The organism is Amycolatopsis sp. NPDC028719, from assembly GCF_055565395.1.
The window spans coordinates 1,070,136-1,084,725 of the sequence record NZ_JBVHUL010000002.1; the positions used below are offsets into that span (position 1 = coordinate 1,070,136).

Here is a 14,590-nt window from a genome sequence, read left to right on the forward strand (position 1 = left end):
GACCCGCGGTCAGCGCGCGAGCGCCGTGTCGCGCAGCTGGCGCCGTGAGCTGATCCCGAGCTTCCCGAAGATCTTGCGCAGGTGCCATTCCACCGTGCGGGGGCTGAGGAACAGCCGGGTGCCGATCTCCGGGTTGGAGAACCCTTCCCGGGCCAGTGCGGCGATCTGCAGCTCCTGCGGGGTCAGCTCGCCGGTCGGCTCCGCGGTGCGCTTGCGGACCGTCTCGCCGGTCGCGAGCAGCTCGCGCCGCGCCCGGTCGGCGAACGCTTCGAGACCCATCGCGGCCAGCAGGTCGTGTGCCGTGCGCAGGTGGTCGCGGGCTTCGGCGCGGTGGCCTTCGCGGCGCAGCCATTCCCCGTGCAGCAAGTGGCCGCGAGCCACCTCCACGCGCAGCGGCGTCCCGGCCAGCAGGTCGGTCGACTCGCGGTGGTGGCGGTGCGGCTCGATGCCCGCCAGCGCGCGCAGCCGGGCGGTGAGGCCGCGCGTCCACGCGTTCGGGGTCGCCGCCGCCCGGACCTCGAACCGGTCGAGCGCAGCCGTCACCAGCGAAGAGTCGCCCGTCCGTGACGCCGCCTCCGCCAGCTCCGCCGTGGCGAGTGCCTGGTGGCCGACGGCATCGCGCTCGAACACCCGGCGGGCGGCGTCGCGAGCCGCGTCATGCCGGCCGAGCCCGTTGCACAGCACGGAGTTCGCGTAGTCGGCGAACGTCACCACCCGCTCCTGGCCGCGTGCTGCGGCGTCCTTCGCCGCGGCCGCGATCAGCTCGGACGCCGGCCCCTCGCGGCCGCGCAGCGCGGCGAGCAGGATCGCGCTGTAGCCGACCGGCGGGCCGCCGGTCACGTCGGCGAGCAGGCGGTCCTCCTCGACCATCGTCTCCGCCGCGGCCAGCTCGCCGGCCAGCAGCTCGTGGTTGGCCAGGAAGTTGAGCGCGAACTGCAGCTGGACGAGCGCGCCGGTGTCGCGCGCGAGCTGGACCTGACGCGCCGCCAGCGCCCGCCCGGCCGCGAAGTCGAGCACCTCGGTGGCGATCGTGCCGCCGGCGCGGTTGCCCAGCAGCCACAGCACCCGGTCGGTGTCCTCGGTCGCGACGTCGAGGGTTTGAACGGCCTCGACGGCGCGGGTCAGCCGCGGCGCCGCGGTCTCGTAGCCGGCGGTGAGGCGGGTCGCGAGCGCGTCCAGCACGAGGTCGGCGGCGCTCGGCGGTACCCGCGCCGGCGGGGCGGCGCACGCGGCTTCGGCCGCTTCGGTGAGCCCGGTCCCGGCCCAGACGGCCGCGCCCAGCGCCTCCAGGTAGGTCTCGCGCGCCAGTCCGGCGTCGACCGGGGCGAGGTGACCGGCGGCTCGCAGCAGCAGCCGGGCCGCCTCGCTCCCCTGCCGCTGGTCGAACGCGACCTGGCCGCGCAGCCGGTCGGCCTCCGCGCTCCGGACGGCGTCGGGCGGCCCGGCCTCCGCCGCGCTCACCAACCCGAGTGCCGCTTCGAGCGCGCCCGAGCCGCGTTTCGCCCGCGCCGCCGCGAGTTCACGGCGGGCACGCCGCGCCGGGTCGGGTGTCAAAGCGGCGGCGTGCTCGAGGAACGCGGCCGCCGCGACCAGGCCACCGCGCGCCCGCGCTCGTCCCGCGGAACGCTCGAGCTCGGCCGCGACGTCCTCGTCGGGGGTGACGGTCGCCTGCGCGCGGTGCCACGCGCGGCGGTCCGGGTCGACGGCCGCGTCGGTCACCGCCGCCAGCACCCGGTGCACCTCCAGTCGCTCCCGCGCCGGCGCCGACCGGTAGACGGCCGAGCGCACCAGCGGGTGCCGGAACCGGATCCGCGGGCCGAACTCGATCAGCCCGGTCGCCTCGGCCGCGGCCGCCGGGTCGGCACCCAGGCCGAGCTCGCCGGCCGCGCGCCAGAGCAGCGTGGCGTCGCCGAGCGGCTCCGCGGCCGCGGTCAGCAGCAGCCGCCGGGTGTCGGCGGGCAACGGGGCCAGCTGCTGGAGGAAGCACTGCTCGATCCGCCCGGCCAGCGGCAGGACACCCGGCTGCTCGAACCCGTCGGCGAGCTCCGCGGCCGTCCGGAACCGGGGCAGCTCGACCAGGGCGAGCGGGTTGCCGCGGGTCTCGGCGACGATCCGGTCGCGGACCCGCGGATCGACCGGGCCCTTGAGCACGGAGTCCAGCAGCGCGCGGGCCGCGGCGTCGCCCAGCCCGCGCACCTCGAGGTCGGGCAGCCCGGCGACGTCGAGCTCGCCGGCGGGCTCCCGGACGGCGATCAGCAGGGCGACCCGTTCGGCCAGCAGCCGCCGGCCGACGAACCCGAGGGTCTGCGCGGACACGCGGTCGAGCCACTGCGCGTCGTCGATCACGCAGGCCACCGGCTCCTCCTCGGCCACTTCGGCCAGCAGGGTCAGCACCGCGAGGCCGACGAGGAAGCGGTCCGGCGGCTCGCCGGAAGTCAGACCGAACGCCGTGCCGATGGCGGTGCGCTGCGGGCCGGGGAGGTGGTCCAGGCGGTCGAGGAACGGCGCGCACAGCTGCTGCAGCCCGGCGTACGGCAGTTCCCGCTCGGACTCGACGCCCATCGCCCGCGCGATCCGGCACCCGGCCGCCCGGGCCGTGAAGTGCTCCAGCAAGGCGGTCTTGCCGATGCCGGCCTCGCCCCGCAGGACGAGCGCCCGGCCCGCCCCCGCCCGCGCGTCGGCGAGCAGCCGGTCGAGCACCGCGCGTTCGTCGTCCCGGCCGAGGAGCCCTTGACCCGACATGGTCCGGAACATTACCGGGCCCGGGTGAATGACCAGGGTGTCTCCCTGGGGCGAACCGGGCCGGATGCGCGGGAGAGTGGTCTCGAGCGGCACCGAGTCCCCTGCCGCCGCACCGGAGGAGTTCCCGATCATGGACATGAAGCTCGAAGTCGTGGTCCTGCCCGTCGCCGACGTCGACCGGACCAAGCACTTCTACAAGACCCTCGGCTGGCGCGAGGACGCCGACATCGAGTTCGGCGCCTCGCGGGTCGTGCAGCTGACCCCGCCGGGGTCGCCGGCGTCGGTCCACTTCGGCACCGGCATCACCGACGCCGCCCCGGGGTCGGTCCGGAGCACCTACCTGGTCGTCGAGGACATCGAAGCGGCCCGCAAGGAGCTCGCCGGCCACGGCGTCGACGTCAGCGACGTCTTCCACCGCGACGAGACCGGCGCGTTCGCCCCGGGCGCGCACCCCGGCCGCGGCACGTACTCGTCGTTCGCGTCGTTCAGCGACCCGGACGGCAACACGTGGCTGCTGCAGGAGATCACCGCCCGGTTCCCCGGGCGGGTCGACGGCGTGACGTACGGCTCGGCGCAGGAGCTGGAGCGCTCGCTGCGCGAGGCCGCGGCGGCGCACGGCGAACACGAGAAGGAGACCGGGGAGTACGACGCGGAATGGCCGGCCTGGTACGCCCGGTACATGGCGGAGCACCAAGGCGCCTGAGTGCCCGGTCAGTCCCGGTAGCCGGCCCAGGCCACCTGGACGAAGCTGCGGACCAGCGGGCTCCGGCCGGCCTTCGGCCACGCCACGACGAGGTCGCTCGGCGGCCGGTCCGCCAGCGGGACGACGACCAGCCCGGCCGGCAGGGGCTGGTCGACCGGGGCGAGCGCCGTGGTTCCGTTCCACAGCACCGCCTGCAGGCATTCCTGGACGGTCCGCAGCACCGGTGCCGCGTCGCCGGGCGCGCCACCGGTCCAGTAGGCGGTCCAGGCGGGATCGGTCCCGTCGGGCAGCCGGACCCACCGGCGCCCGGCCAGCCCGGCCGCCGCCACCGAGCGGCGGCGGGCGAGCGGGTCGTCGTCGCGGACCACCACCCCGACCGGCACCGAGCGCAGCACCTGCGAGCCGATTCCCGTGGTGTCGAAAGGAGTCCGCGTCAGCGCGACGTCGACGAGCCCGGCGCGCAGACCCGCCGTCGGGTCGCTCAGGTCCGCTTCGTGCACGCGGACGTCGACGTGCGGGTGGCGCTCCCGGAACAACGGGACCAGCCGGCCGCCGACGTGCTCGGCCGCGTCGGCCAGGGTCCCGATCGTGAGGGTGGCCGCGCCCGCCGCGGCGGTCACCCGGCCGCGGATCCGCGCGGCCTGCTTCAGCAGCGCGTCCGCTTCGCCGTAGAGCGCCGCGCCGGCGGGCGTGAGGGCGACGCCCTTCGGGGTCCGGTCGAACAGGGCCGCGCCGAGCTCGTCCTCCAGCTGCCGGATCGCCCGGCTGAGCGGCGGCTGCGTCATGTGCAGGCGGCTCGCCGCCCGGCCGACGTGCCGCTCGTCGGCCACGGCCACGAAGTACCCGAGCGAGCGCAGATCCACCGTGACACGATACCCGTGCGGTATCGGATCGACCGAGCCGGACTTGGACCCACCCGGTCCCGGCGGGCGACGATCCCCGGTATGACTCTCACGATCGCGTGCTACCGGTACGACACGACCCAGGCCCTGTTCGATCGGCCGGACGTCGACGTCACGACGGCCGCCACGCTGCCGGAGATCTTCGAGCGGGTGGCCGGCGGGCGGGTCGACGTCGGCGAGCTCGGCCTGACGTTCTACCTCCGGCTGCTGGAGTCCGGCCTGCCGTACGTCGCCCTGCCGATCTTCCCGAACCGGGTGTTCCGGCACTCGTGCGTCTTCGTCAACACCCGGTCGGGCATCACCGGACCGGGTGGCCTCGTGGGCCGGACGATCGGCGAGTTCGGCACCTACGGCCAGGACTCCGGCGTGTGGGCCAAGGGAATCCTCAGCGATGAGTACGGCTTCGAGCCCGCGCGCAACGAGTGGGTGATCGGCGGGCTCGACCGCCCGTCGGCGCCGTTCGGCTTCATCCCGCACCCGCACCCGGACGACGTGCCGGTCACGACCACGGACCGGGCGCTGGGCGACCTGCTGGCCACGGGCGAGATCGACGCGCTCTTCTCGGCCAACGTCCCGCAGTGCGTGCTGGACGGCGCCCCGGACGTGGCCCGGCTGTTCCCCGACTTCGAGCCGGTGGAACGCGACTACCACCGGCGCACCGGGATCTTCCCGATCATGCACGCGGTGGTGATCCGGCGCGAACTGCTGGAGCACGCCCCCGGCGTCTACCGGCTGTTCTCGGAGGCGGCGTCGGCGGCGGCCGACCGGTACCGGCGCGGTCGCCGGCTGTACCAGGTGCCGACGATGGTGCCGTGGATGCACGCCCTGGTCGAGCGCAACGAGCCGCAGTTCGGCCCGGACTGGTGGCCGTACGGGATTTCGGCCAACCGCGCGGTCTTGGAGACGTACCTCCGTTACCACCACGAACAGGGTCTGTCTTCGCGTCGGTGGGCGGTCGACGAGGTGTTCGCGCTCCTCGACACGTGAATTCTTGTCGGGGGTGCGAGGTAGCGTGCGGCGCATGGCACTTTCGGCAGCGGAACGCGAGCGATTCCTGGCGGAACCCCACATCGGCGCGCTGTCGGTGACCGAGCGGCCGGACCGCGCGCCACTGACGGTTCCCCTTTGGTACCAGTACACCCCGGGCGGCGAGCTCTGGGTGCGCACGGCACCGGGTTCTCGCAAGATGAAGGCGATCGAAGCGGCGGGACGGTTCAGCTTGATGGCGCAGCGCACCACGCCGACGGTCCGGTACGTGTCGGTGGAGGGGCCGGTGACGAGGACGGAACCGGACTCCCCGGAGCGCGCCAGGGAAATGGCGGCACGGTACCTGCCGGAGGAGAAGGTGGCGGGGTTCCTGGAGTTCGAGCGGACGCAGCTCGGGGAGCACGTCGTGGTGTTCCTGCGGCCCGAGCATTGGCTGTCGCTGGACATGGGGGCGGTGTGAGCGCTGTCCACTTCGGACTGAGGTGAGGCCGGCACGGGTTTGGCCACGCGAGCTGAAGGTCCCCTTCCTCGTATCTGACGCAGTGAAGGGCACCTTCAGCCGCCCGGGCGCATCGCCAGGCTGCTGTCGACGGATCTCGGACGCGCGACACCAGTACTACGGCTGGGCGCTGCGCAACCGCGAGGCAGTTCGCACCCGGCTACCCGCCGTGTGCGAACCCTCGCTCAGTGATACGGCGCCTCACGCGGGGCCTGCCGTGCCCGTGGCGGCTGCGCACGCGGCGGCTGCTGGGCGCGCTGCGCCTGCGTGCGCGGGGCCTGTGCCCGGGGGGCCTGCCCACGAGGGACCTGCGGCCGCGGTGGGGGCGGGCCGGGGCGCCGCGCCGGGGGGCGGGCCGCCGCCGGGCGGGGTGGTCGCTCGCGCCTCTCCGGCTCCGGCTCGGGCTCGCGGGCCCGGGATGGGCGGTTCGCCCACGAGTCGAACAGCACGATCAGCCCGGCGAACACCGCGCACCCGAGCCCCAAGGCCACGTTGACCAGCGACCCGAGGATGCCGGCCACCAGCAGCACCGGCAGCACCGCCATCAGGCAGAACGGGTCGATCCTGCCGAACTTCGGGCGGGGCCCCTCCCGGGGACTCACCGCGCGACCTCCGCTTTCCCTCGCGCCATGGTCGCAGTATGCAACCCCCAGCCCGAACCGGCCACCATCGGCGGCCGGAAATCCGGACAAAGCGCGTGGATCACAGCTCGGCGTCCCGCAGAGCCGTCTCGACTTCTCCGCCCGTGAGCCGCCGGGGGCCGACGTAGTACAGCACCGCGCCCGCCGCCAGCTCCGCGTCCCACGCCGGGTTCACCACCAGGTCCTGCCCCGTGCGCGCGGCCAGCACCGTCGCGCCGTACGCGCGCCCGAGCGCCACCCGGCAGCGCGACGCCGGCAGCCGGCCGAGGGACTCCGGGAGCGTCACCGAGAACGTGTCCGCTCCCCCGGCCGTCATCAGCTCCGCGTAGACCTCGGCGATCCCCGGCGACGTCAGCTCCTCGGTCACCATCCGCGGCGTGTGCCACTGCACGCACCGGATCCGCGGGTCCACGTACCGCAGCAGCTCCGCCCGCTCGAGGTCGCGCAGCGTGACCACGACGTGCGACGCCGGGCTGGCGTGGTCCACCGTGACCGCGACGGCCAGCGCCTCGTTGTCGTCGGCCATGTCCACCAGGACGGCGGCCGCGCGCGGCACCCCCGCCCGGTCCAGCACGGCGGCGACCGTCGGCTCGCCGCGGACGAACTCCACCGGCTGCCCCGGCATCGGGTGCACCGGCACCTCCGCGCAGAGCACCAGCCCGGTCACGCCGTCGGCCAGCAGCTGGGCCACGATCCGCTCGGTCCGCCCGGCCGCGTACCCGATCAGCACCGTGTGGGCGGTCGCCCGCGTCGCCTCCGTCCCCTGCATCCGCCGTCCCTTCGCCTGTTCCAGCACCGAAGCGAGCTTCGTGAACACCGTCGTGAGCGTGGCCAGCCCGCCGGCGATGACGTACGCGCCCACGACGTGCCCGGCGAGCGTCTCGGGCGAGAAGTCGCCGTACCCGACCGTGGTCGTCGTGACGACGAAGTACCACCAGAAGTTGCCGGGCCGGACGAGCTCGCTGCCGGCCGGTTCGGCGAGCGCCATCAGCGGCCAGCTCGTCGCGAACACGACCACCACCACGGCGATCGGCAGGAGCCAGCCGCGGTGGGGCACCCAGCGCGCGAAGAGCCGCGAGAGGAAGAACGTCACCGACCCTCCTCACCGGATTCGATCACGGGTCCCGACAGCCGATCACACGGTGCTACCAGGCACAACGGTCTTTACCGGACCGTGACGGCGGTCCGGGCCGCCGGACATAAACGGACAGGATTCCCGCGTGCCCCGGGAAGAACTCGCGTTCCGTGGTGGACTGTCCCCGGTCCCCCGGGCGCCGAAAGAGGTACGCGCATGAAGAAACGGGTCGCTTCGGCGGTCTTCGCCGTGGCTGTCGCGTGTGGCGTCATCGCCGCTGTGTCACCCACGACCCCGGCGGCCGCGAGCCCGCCGCCTCCGCAGCTCGAGTTCGCGAACCCCGCGAGCCAAGCCCTGTACGGCACGGCCTATCGCGAAGCGCTGGACAACCTGCTGCGCACCAACACGATCGGCTACGACCCGAAGTACGGCAAGAGCGGCCTGCTCGACCCGGCCACCGGGCTCGTCCGCGCGGGCGGGGGCTACGACCAGCCGTGGACCCGTGACGCCTCGATCAACAGCTGGAACGCGACCAGCCTCCTCGCCCCCGCCCTCGCGAAGAACACGCTGTGGGCGGTCGTCGACAAGGACGCCGGTGGCGCCCTGCGCGTGCAGCAGGACGACCAGCAGTGGGACCAGGTCGTCTGGGCGAGCGCCGCGTGGCACCACTACCTGGTGACCGGGGACGGCGGGTTCCTCGACAACGCCTACCGGACGACGGCGAACACGCTGACGATCCGCGAACACGCCACCACGGCCGGTTTCAACGCGACGTACGGGCTGTTCACCGGTCCGTCCTTCTTCAACGACGGCATCGCGGGCTACCCCGCGCCGCCCGCCGACGCCACCGAGTCGGTCAGCACCGGCAGCTCGCCGTGGCCGGGCGTGGCGAGCGGGATGTACCTGAGCACCAACGAGGTCTACTACGCCGCCTACGTCAACGCGGCCAACATGGCGGAGAAGCTTCGCCGTCCCGGCGCGGAGATCGCCGGCTACCGGACCAAGGCCACCGCGCTGAAGACCGCGATCAACCGGCACTTCTGGAACGCGCGGACCGGACTGTACGACTACCAGCTGCTCGCCGACGGCAGCCGCGGCGCCTACCAGGAAGGCACCGGGCTGGCGTTCGCCCTGCTCTTCGGCATCGCGAACCCGGCCCAGGCCCGGTCGATCCTCGCCCACGCGCAGGAGATGCCGTGGGGCATGCCCGACACCTTCCCGAACTGGGACCGCTATTCGGACGCGCAACCGGGCCGGCACAACGCGATCGTGTGGCCGCTCGTGCAGGGGCTGTGGGCCAAGGCCCTGGCCGGGCAGGGTGACCAGAGCGCCTTCGCATCGGAGACCGCGCGCCTGGCGAAGCTGGCGGACAACAACAGTGGGTTCTGGGAGATCTACAACGGCCGCACCGGCGTCGTGGACGGCGGTTACCAGCGGCTCGGCGACACCGTGAAGTTCCACTGGGGCTCCGAACCCGACCAGACCTGGTCGGCCACCGCGTTCCTCGACATGATCCACACCGGCCTGTTCGGTCTGACGTTCACCGACCGCGGCCTGACGTTCGCGCCCGGCCTCCCCGCCGGCTGGGGTGACGTCACCCTCCGGAACCTGAGCTACCGCGCCGCGAACCTCACGATTTCGTTGCGCGGCGCGGGCACCAGGGTCAGCTCGTTCACGATCGACGGCAGGCCCGCACCGGGCAACGCCGTCCCGGCCACGCTGAGCGGGAGCCACACCGTCGCGATCACGCTCACCGGCGCGGCCGCCGGCGACCGCGACGGCGACCACGTGCCCGACGCGGCCGACCGGTGCGCCGACACCGCGGGCACCGTCGACGGCTGCCCGGCCCCCGGTCACCTCGAAGCGGAGGACGCGGTCAACACCGGCGGCGTGAAGACGAACGTGAACCACACCGGCTACTCCGGCCGCGCGTTCCTCGACGGGCTCTGGTCCCCGGGCGCGGCGTCGTCGTTCACGCTGCACCGCACGTCGACCGGCCCGGCGACGACCGCGCTCACCGTGCGCTACGCCAACGCCAACAGCGACGCCCGCACGATGACGCTGTCGGTGGACGGCCGCCCGCTGCGGCAGGTGAGCTTCCCGAAGGTCTCCGACAGCTGGGACGACTGGGGCACCGTGACCTTCGCCGACGTCCCGCTCTCCGGCCGGGATCCGGTGGTCACGCTGTCGTACGCGGCGGGGGACACCGGTTCGGTCAACCTCGACTGGCTGGCCGCCGGCTGAGCCGGCGTCACCCGAATCGGTGAACCGGGCGCCCGGCCGTCATAGTCGCGGCGAAGCGGCCCTCTCGTTGTTCGTTCGCGGTGGCCGGGCGGCACGCCCCCCGACCGGCCGGCCACCGCGCACACGCACCCGGGCCCCGCATACTGGACTGGTGAGCGAACCGATCCCGCTGTTCCCGGCCACTCGTGTCGACCCCGAACGGTTCGCGGCCGCGCAACACCGCCTCTTCACCGGGATGCGGCTGCGGATCGGCCGGTCCGGCGTCGCCCACCGGGTGGCGTGGGTGCCCTGGCTCGACGAGCTGACCCTGCCCGCGCCCGCCTGCCACCAGGGGTGGTCCGGGCTCGGCGCGGCGGGCGAGATCACCCCGGTCGACCTGCCGGTGACCTGCCGCAAGTGCCTGCGCCTCGGCGGCGAGCCGGAGGACCCCGCCCAGCACACCCTCTTCGCGCTGCCGGAGCCGCGCTGACCGGTTAAGCCCGGGCCGGCCGGGTACCTCGACCGGATGACGGAGAAGCGGAACTCCGCCGGGACGGTCCGGCAGTTCACCACCGATCTCGTCGAATCCGCTCTGGCCGGAGCGTACGACGAAGTGGCCGACGCGCTGGACGTCCTCGCCCGCGCCGGCTCGCCGCACGTCCCCGCCGAGATCGCCGGGGACCTGGTCAGCCGGTGCGCGGCCGTGGTCCGCGCCCGCCACCCGGCCGATCCCGGGACGATCTTCACCATCGCCGTGGCCGACGAGCAGGCCCGGGCGGTCGAGGTGGACCGGCTGCCGCCCGGGCCCCTGGCCGCGCTGCGCGCCCTGCTCGCGACCCTCGGCGACGACGAAGCCAGCCGCGACATCCAGGTGGAGCTGGCGACCCGCGGGGAGCCCGAAGACGTCGTCGGCGTCGTGATCCACCTGCTGGTGTGGTTCGTCGAGCTGTCGGACAGCTCGGCGGCCGCGCTCCCGTCGCTGAGCTGCTTCACCCCCTGACCGCCCGGGCGAGCACCGCGCCGGGCGGCGCGATCCCAGGTCAGCGGCCCCGCCTCGCCGCCGACGAGGCGACAGCGGCCGAGTGATCGTGGCGGTGTCGGCCCGGCGCCGGTCGCGAAGTCCGCCGCCTGAGCGCGCCGGCCCCGCGTCGCTCACCCGGCGGTGAGGGCGGCCACTTCCTCGTCGATCAGCAGGCCGGCGTCGAAGCGCATGCCCGCGAAGTGGCCGGCCAGTTCGAGCGAGAGCACGCCGTGCAAGCGGGTCCAGAACGCCAGCGCGCGGTGCAGGACCGCCGCGGGCGCCGGGTGGCCGCCGGCCCACTCGCGGTGGTCTTCCAGGTGCGTGTCGAACGGCGTCGGCGCCGCTTCCGCCGGCCGCGCCCCGCAGGCTTCGATGAGCACCGCCATCACCTCGTGCGAGATCGCGGTGGTGTCCTCGGGCGCGTGGTAGCCGGGGACGGGCGTGCCGTAGATCAGGAAGTAGCGCTGGGGGTCCTCGCGGGCCCAGTCCCGGATGGCGTGCGCCAGCCCGGCCAGGTCCGCCCCGCCGTCGTAGGCCGCGCGGACCGTGTCCGCGACGCTCCGGTACGCGTCGCGGATGAGCGCCGTCACCAGGTCGTCCCGGTTCGCGAAGTACCGGTAGAGGGCCGGTCCGCTCATCCCGAGCTTCTTGGCGATGGCGTTGAGCGACAGGGCCGGCACGCCCGCCTCGGCGATCTGCTCCCACGCGTGCTGCTTGATCTCCGCGCGCACCTGCGCCCGGTAGCGCTCGCGTGAGGTCGGCCCCGCGTCCGTCATGAGCGGCTCCCTTCCGGTTGAGTTAGAGGCTATCACTTTTCTTATTGACACTAAGCCACTGCAAGTTATAGCTTCTAACTAGAGCGATAGCCACTAACAAACCAAGGAGGCCCGCCATGGTCAAGACCGCCCGTGCCCTGCTCGCCGTCCCGCTGGCCGCCGCGGCCCTCTTCGCCGCCACCCCGGCGGACGCGGCCACCGCGAGCCCGCTGACCTGCCGAGGTCAGGGCGTCGATCCCGCTGCCCAGGTGCACTACCGGACGGAGACGTTCGTCCAGGCGCCGGTGGACACCGTCTGGAAGCTGCAGACCGGCGTCGAGGGGTGGCCGAGCTGGCAGGCCGCGGTCACCAGCGCGAAGCGGCCGGACCCGGGCCCCCTGCACCCGGGCTCGCGGTTCCGCTGGACGACCCCGGCCCCGGCGACGCCGTCCTCCCCCGCCACGACCCTCGTCATCACCTCCACCGTCGGCCAGATCCAGCCCGGCCGGTGCGTCCGCTGGACGGGCCCGGCGATCGGCGACGGCCTGCGCATCGACCGGGGCGTCCACGTCTGGACGTTTACCCCGGCCCGGGGCGGCGTGGTCGTCCGCACCGAGGAGAGCTGGACGGGCGCGCAGGTCGAGGCCGACCCCGCCACGGCCATCCAGTACCTCGCCCTCGGTCTCGACCTCTGGCTGGCCGACCTCGAGGCCGCCGCCGAAGCCCGCCCCTGCTGAGCTCCAAAACCCGAAGGAGAAAAGCGATGTCCGCACCCACTCGCCCGTCGAAGGCCGTGCTCGTCGCGGCGTGGGCGTTCCCGGTCATGGTCGCCGGCCAGTTCGCGTTGCTCGCCGGGATCCCGGTCGCGATCGTGCTGGCCCGCACCCTGCGGTCCCCCGCGGCCCGCTGGTGGAGTGGCCTGATGGCGGTGGCTTACGTCATCCCGCTGGCGGTCTGGCTGCTCGGGCCGAGTACGGCACCGAGCCTGTCGAAGTCCCTGAGCCCGGTGGCGACGGGCGTCGTCGCGGCAGCGGGGGCCGTGGCCGCCGCCGGGTTGCATCTGGTGCGACGGCGCGCCGCGGCGCCGGCCGGGAGCCGACCGGCGCCGGGTACGCCGAGTACTACTTCGTGAAGGTGAGGCAGTTGGCGGAGTGCCCGCCTTCGCCCGGACCGACCCGGACGCTCGAAGCCGTGCACTCCAGCGAGGAGTTGTGCCGGCAGTCCGCCCGCGAGCAGGCGCCGACCTGAGCCACGACGCGGTCGAGGCCGCCCTTCGTGTTCAGCGGGACGAAAGTGCCGCAGTCGGCGGAACCGTTGTCGCCGCCGACGGTGATGGCGAAGGCGTGGCAGCCGTCGTGGTTGTAGGAACAGCCGCTGACGGTGCATTCGTGCACGGCGGGCATTTCGGTGGTGGTCATGCGCGACTCCTGGATCCGTGGTGGGAAAGCAGTTCGGTTTCCCGACGCTCCCACCGGGTCCGGGGTCGCGCAATTCGCGGCAACTCGGCCGGGTGATCGACTCCGCACGCCGGGGTGAGAACCGCGCTTCCCGCCGCGACACCGGCCCGGCTCAGCGCAGTGGTTCGAGCGCCTTCGCCAGCGGCTCCAGCACGGCCGGGGTGTGCGGCGGCGGCAGGTACACGATCGCGAGGTCGAGACCGGCTTCGCCGAGCGCCTCCGCTTCGGCCGCGACCTTGGCGTGGTCGCCGTCCGGACCGAGGCGGACGTGCGAGGACAGCGTGATCTCGCCCGGGTCGCGGCCGATGTCCGCGCAGTGGCGGTGCAGCACTTCCCGCTTGTGGGCGAACTCCTCGGGCGTGCCGCCGACGAAGTTCCAGTGCTGGGCGTACTTCGCGGCGGTGCGCAGGGTTCGCTTCTCGCCGCTGCCGCCGATGCAGATCGGCGGGTGCGGCTTCTGCACGCCCTTCGGCTCGTTGCGCGCGTCGGCCAGCTGGTAGTACTTCCCCTGGAACGAGGTCGTTTCCTGGGTCAGCAGGCCGACGAGCACCTCGCAGCCTTCCTCGAAGCGGTCGCTGCGCTCCTTGACCGTGCCGAGCTCCATGCCGTACGCGCCGGACTCCTCCTCGTTCCAGCCGGCGCCGATGCCGATCTCCAGCCGTCCGCCCGAAACGATGTCGAGCGTCGCGGCCATGTTCGCGAGCAGTGCCGGGTGGCGGTAGTGGATCCCGCTGACCAGCGTGCCCAGCCGGAGCCGTTTCGTGGCTTGCGCGAGCGCGGTGAGCGTGACCCAGCCTTCGAGGCACGGCCCGGTCGAATCGGAAAAGATGGGATAGAAGTGGTCGAAGGTCCAGCCGGACTCGAACAGCTCGATCTCGTCGGCGGCCTGCCACACGGCGAGCATGTCCGCCCACTCGGTGTTCTGGGGCGAGGTCTTGATGGCGAATCGCATGATCGCGATCGTAAACCTGGAGTCCCTCCAGGACCGTCTTCGCTCGATCCGGTGAAGCGGCTCATCGGGACGCGGTCGCCGGGTACCCCGCCCGAAAGGAGGAGGAGACGATGCCCGACAACGAACTCCCGGGGTTCCTGATCATCGGCCTGATCTTCGTGATCGCCGACGGCCAGATCCTCTACCGCGGCGGCCGCCGCTACCTGAGCGGCCCGGACGGCGGCGAAGGGACCCGCTCGATGGCGTGGATGGTGGTGACGGTCTTCCACCTGGTCGCGTTCGGCGTCCTGGCCCTGCTGTCGGTGGTGGGCCCCGGCTGGTCGGGATCGACGGCCGCGCTGGTCGGCCGGCTCGGCGTGTTCCTGTTGCTGCTGGCGGTCGCCCACGGGCTGACCCTGGCCGTTCTCAACCGCCGCCGGCAGGACACGATCGTCGAAACCCACTTCCAGGAGCGGGAGACCGACCGGCCGGGCGAGGTGTACGTCCAGCCGGTCGCCGAGGCCGGGGTCGAGCAGACGACCGTGACGCCGGTGCCCGGGCAGAGCGGCCCGCCGCCGCGGGTGAGCCCGGACCTCGGGAACCACGGCCCCTACCGGGCTTGAGCGGACGCCGCCGGCGAGCGCGACGTCAATG

At 73.5% G+C, this 14,590-nt stretch carries 16 protein-coding genes; 9 read left to right on the forward strand and 7 right to left on the reverse strand.

The features are described 5' to 3' along the window. Nucleotides 1–9: 9 nt before the first annotated feature. Complete coding sequence (locus ACZ4TR_RS13045; protein WP_465287205.1) at nucleotides 10–2,742, reverse strand: helix-turn-helix transcriptional regulator; 2,733 nt, start codon at nucleotides 2,740–2,742, stop codon at nucleotides 10–12. A gap of 64 nt (nucleotides 2,743–2,806) precedes the next feature. Between ACZ4TR_RS13045 and ACZ4TR_RS13050 the strand changes: the two genes are divergently transcribed. After that, nucleotides 2,807–3,445, forward strand: coding sequence for a VOC family protein (locus ACZ4TR_RS13050; RefSeq protein WP_465287206.1), 639 nt, complete (start codon nucleotides 2,807–2,809; stop codon nucleotides 3,443–3,445). Between the two features lie 8 nt (nucleotides 3,446–3,453). On the opposite strand, the gene ACZ4TR_RS13055 is transcribed toward ACZ4TR_RS13050, so the two are convergent. Beyond that, nucleotides 3,454–4,308, reverse strand: coding sequence for a LysR family transcriptional regulator (locus ACZ4TR_RS13055; protein WP_465287207.1), 855 nt, complete (start codon nucleotides 4,306–4,308; stop codon nucleotides 3,454–3,456). Nucleotides 4,309–4,389: 81 nt separating this feature from the next. Between ACZ4TR_RS13055 and ACZ4TR_RS13060 the strand changes: the two genes are divergently transcribed. Both ACZ4TR_RS13060 and ACZ4TR_RS13065 read left to right on the forward strand, forming a co-directional pair. After that, a complete protein-coding gene (locus ACZ4TR_RS13060) occupies nucleotides 4,390–5,334 on the forward strand; it encodes a substrate-binding domain-containing protein (protein ID WP_465287208.1) in 945 nt (314 codons plus the stop codon). 34 nt (nucleotides 5,335–5,368) lie between these two features. After that, entirely contained in the window at nucleotides 5,369–5,794 is a 426-nt protein-coding gene (locus tag ACZ4TR_RS13065; RefSeq protein ID WP_465287209.1) for a pyridoxamine 5'-phosphate oxidase family protein, read from the forward strand. Nucleotides 5,795–6,018: 224 nt separating this feature from the next. Here the strand turns inward: ACZ4TR_RS13065 and ACZ4TR_RS13070 are convergent, their stop codons facing one another. Together ACZ4TR_RS13070 and ACZ4TR_RS13075 are read right to left on the reverse strand one after the other, a co-directional pair. Further along, nucleotides 6,019–6,435 carry a hypothetical protein gene (locus tag ACZ4TR_RS13070; protein ID WP_465287210.1) on the reverse strand — a complete coding sequence of 139 codons (417 nt, stop codon included), beginning with the start codon at nucleotides 6,433–6,435 and terminating at the stop codon, nucleotides 6,019–6,021. Nucleotides 6,436–6,535: 100 nt separating this feature from the next. After that, nucleotides 6,536–7,567: an ion channel gene (locus tag ACZ4TR_RS13075; protein ID WP_465287211.1), complete on the reverse strand. Its 1,032-nt coding sequence runs from the start codon at nucleotides 7,565–7,567 to the stop codon at nucleotides 6,536–6,538. 198 nt (nucleotides 7,568–7,765) lie between these two features. On the opposite strand from ACZ4TR_RS13075, the gene ACZ4TR_RS13080 reads away from it, so the two are divergent. The 3 genes from ACZ4TR_RS13080 (at nucleotide 7,766) to ACZ4TR_RS13090 (ending at nucleotide 10,772) form a co-directional block, all read left to right on the forward strand. Continuing rightward, the gene (locus ACZ4TR_RS13080) at nucleotides 7,766–9,793 is read left to right on the forward strand and encodes a glycosyl hydrolase family 65 protein (RefSeq protein WP_465287212.1); all 2,028 of its coding nucleotides are present in this window, start codon (nucleotides 7,766–7,768) and stop codon (nucleotides 9,791–9,793) included. Between the two features lie 151 nt (nucleotides 9,794–9,944). Continuing rightward, nucleotides 9,945–10,262, forward strand: a complete 318-nt coding sequence (locus tag ACZ4TR_RS13085) for a hypothetical protein (protein WP_465287213.1) — start codon at nucleotides 9,945–9,947, stop codon at nucleotides 10,260–10,262. Between the two features lie 36 nt (nucleotides 10,263–10,298). Continuing rightward, nucleotides 10,299–10,772: a hypothetical protein gene (locus ACZ4TR_RS13090; protein WP_465287214.1), complete on the forward strand. Its 474-nt coding sequence runs from the start codon at nucleotides 10,299–10,301 to the stop codon at nucleotides 10,770–10,772. Nucleotides 10,773–10,924: 152 nt separating this feature from the next. Here the strand turns inward: ACZ4TR_RS13090 and ACZ4TR_RS13095 are convergent, their stop codons facing one another. Beyond that, nucleotides 10,925–11,569, reverse strand: a complete 645-nt coding sequence (locus ACZ4TR_RS13095) for a TetR/AcrR family transcriptional regulator (protein ID WP_364525459.1) — start codon at nucleotides 11,567–11,569, stop codon at nucleotides 10,925–10,927. A gap of 116 nt (nucleotides 11,570–11,685) precedes the next feature. On the opposite strand from ACZ4TR_RS13095, the gene ACZ4TR_RS13100 reads away from it, so the two are divergent. Further along, complete coding sequence (locus tag ACZ4TR_RS13100) at nucleotides 11,686–12,285, forward strand: SRPBCC family protein (RefSeq protein WP_465287215.1); 600 nt, start codon at nucleotides 11,686–11,688, stop codon at nucleotides 12,283–12,285. A 26-nt stretch (nucleotides 12,286–12,311) separates the two neighbouring features. Next, nucleotides 12,312–12,680 carry a hypothetical protein gene (locus ACZ4TR_RS13105; RefSeq protein WP_465287216.1) on the forward strand — a complete coding sequence of 123 codons (369 nt, stop codon included), beginning with the start codon at nucleotides 12,312–12,314 and terminating at the stop codon, nucleotides 12,678–12,680. On the opposite strand, the gene ACZ4TR_RS13110 is transcribed toward ACZ4TR_RS13105, so the two are convergent. Continuing rightward, nucleotides 12,670–12,966 (reverse strand): DUF1540 domain-containing protein, encoded by a 297-nt coding sequence (locus ACZ4TR_RS13110; RefSeq protein WP_086673666.1) that lies wholly within the window; start codon nucleotides 12,964–12,966, stop codon nucleotides 12,670–12,672. The two genes, ACZ4TR_RS13105 and ACZ4TR_RS13110, sit on opposite strands and share 11 nt — an antisense overlap. Before the next feature lie 151 nt (nucleotides 12,967–13,117). Then, nucleotides 13,118–13,957 carry an LLM class F420-dependent oxidoreductase gene (locus tag ACZ4TR_RS13115; RefSeq protein ID WP_465287217.1) on the reverse strand — a complete coding sequence of 280 codons (840 nt, stop codon included), beginning with the start codon at nucleotides 13,955–13,957 and terminating at the stop codon, nucleotides 13,118–13,120. Nucleotides 13,958–14,067: 110 nt separating this feature from the next. Here ACZ4TR_RS13115 and ACZ4TR_RS13120 point away from each other — a divergent pair, with 110 nt between their 5' ends. Further along, on the forward strand, nucleotides 14,068–14,559 hold the full coding sequence (locus ACZ4TR_RS13120) for a hypothetical protein (RefSeq protein WP_465287218.1): 492 nt from the start codon (nucleotides 14,068–14,070) through the stop codon (nucleotides 14,557–14,559). The last annotated feature ends 31 nt before the right edge of the window (nucleotides 14,560–14,590 follow it).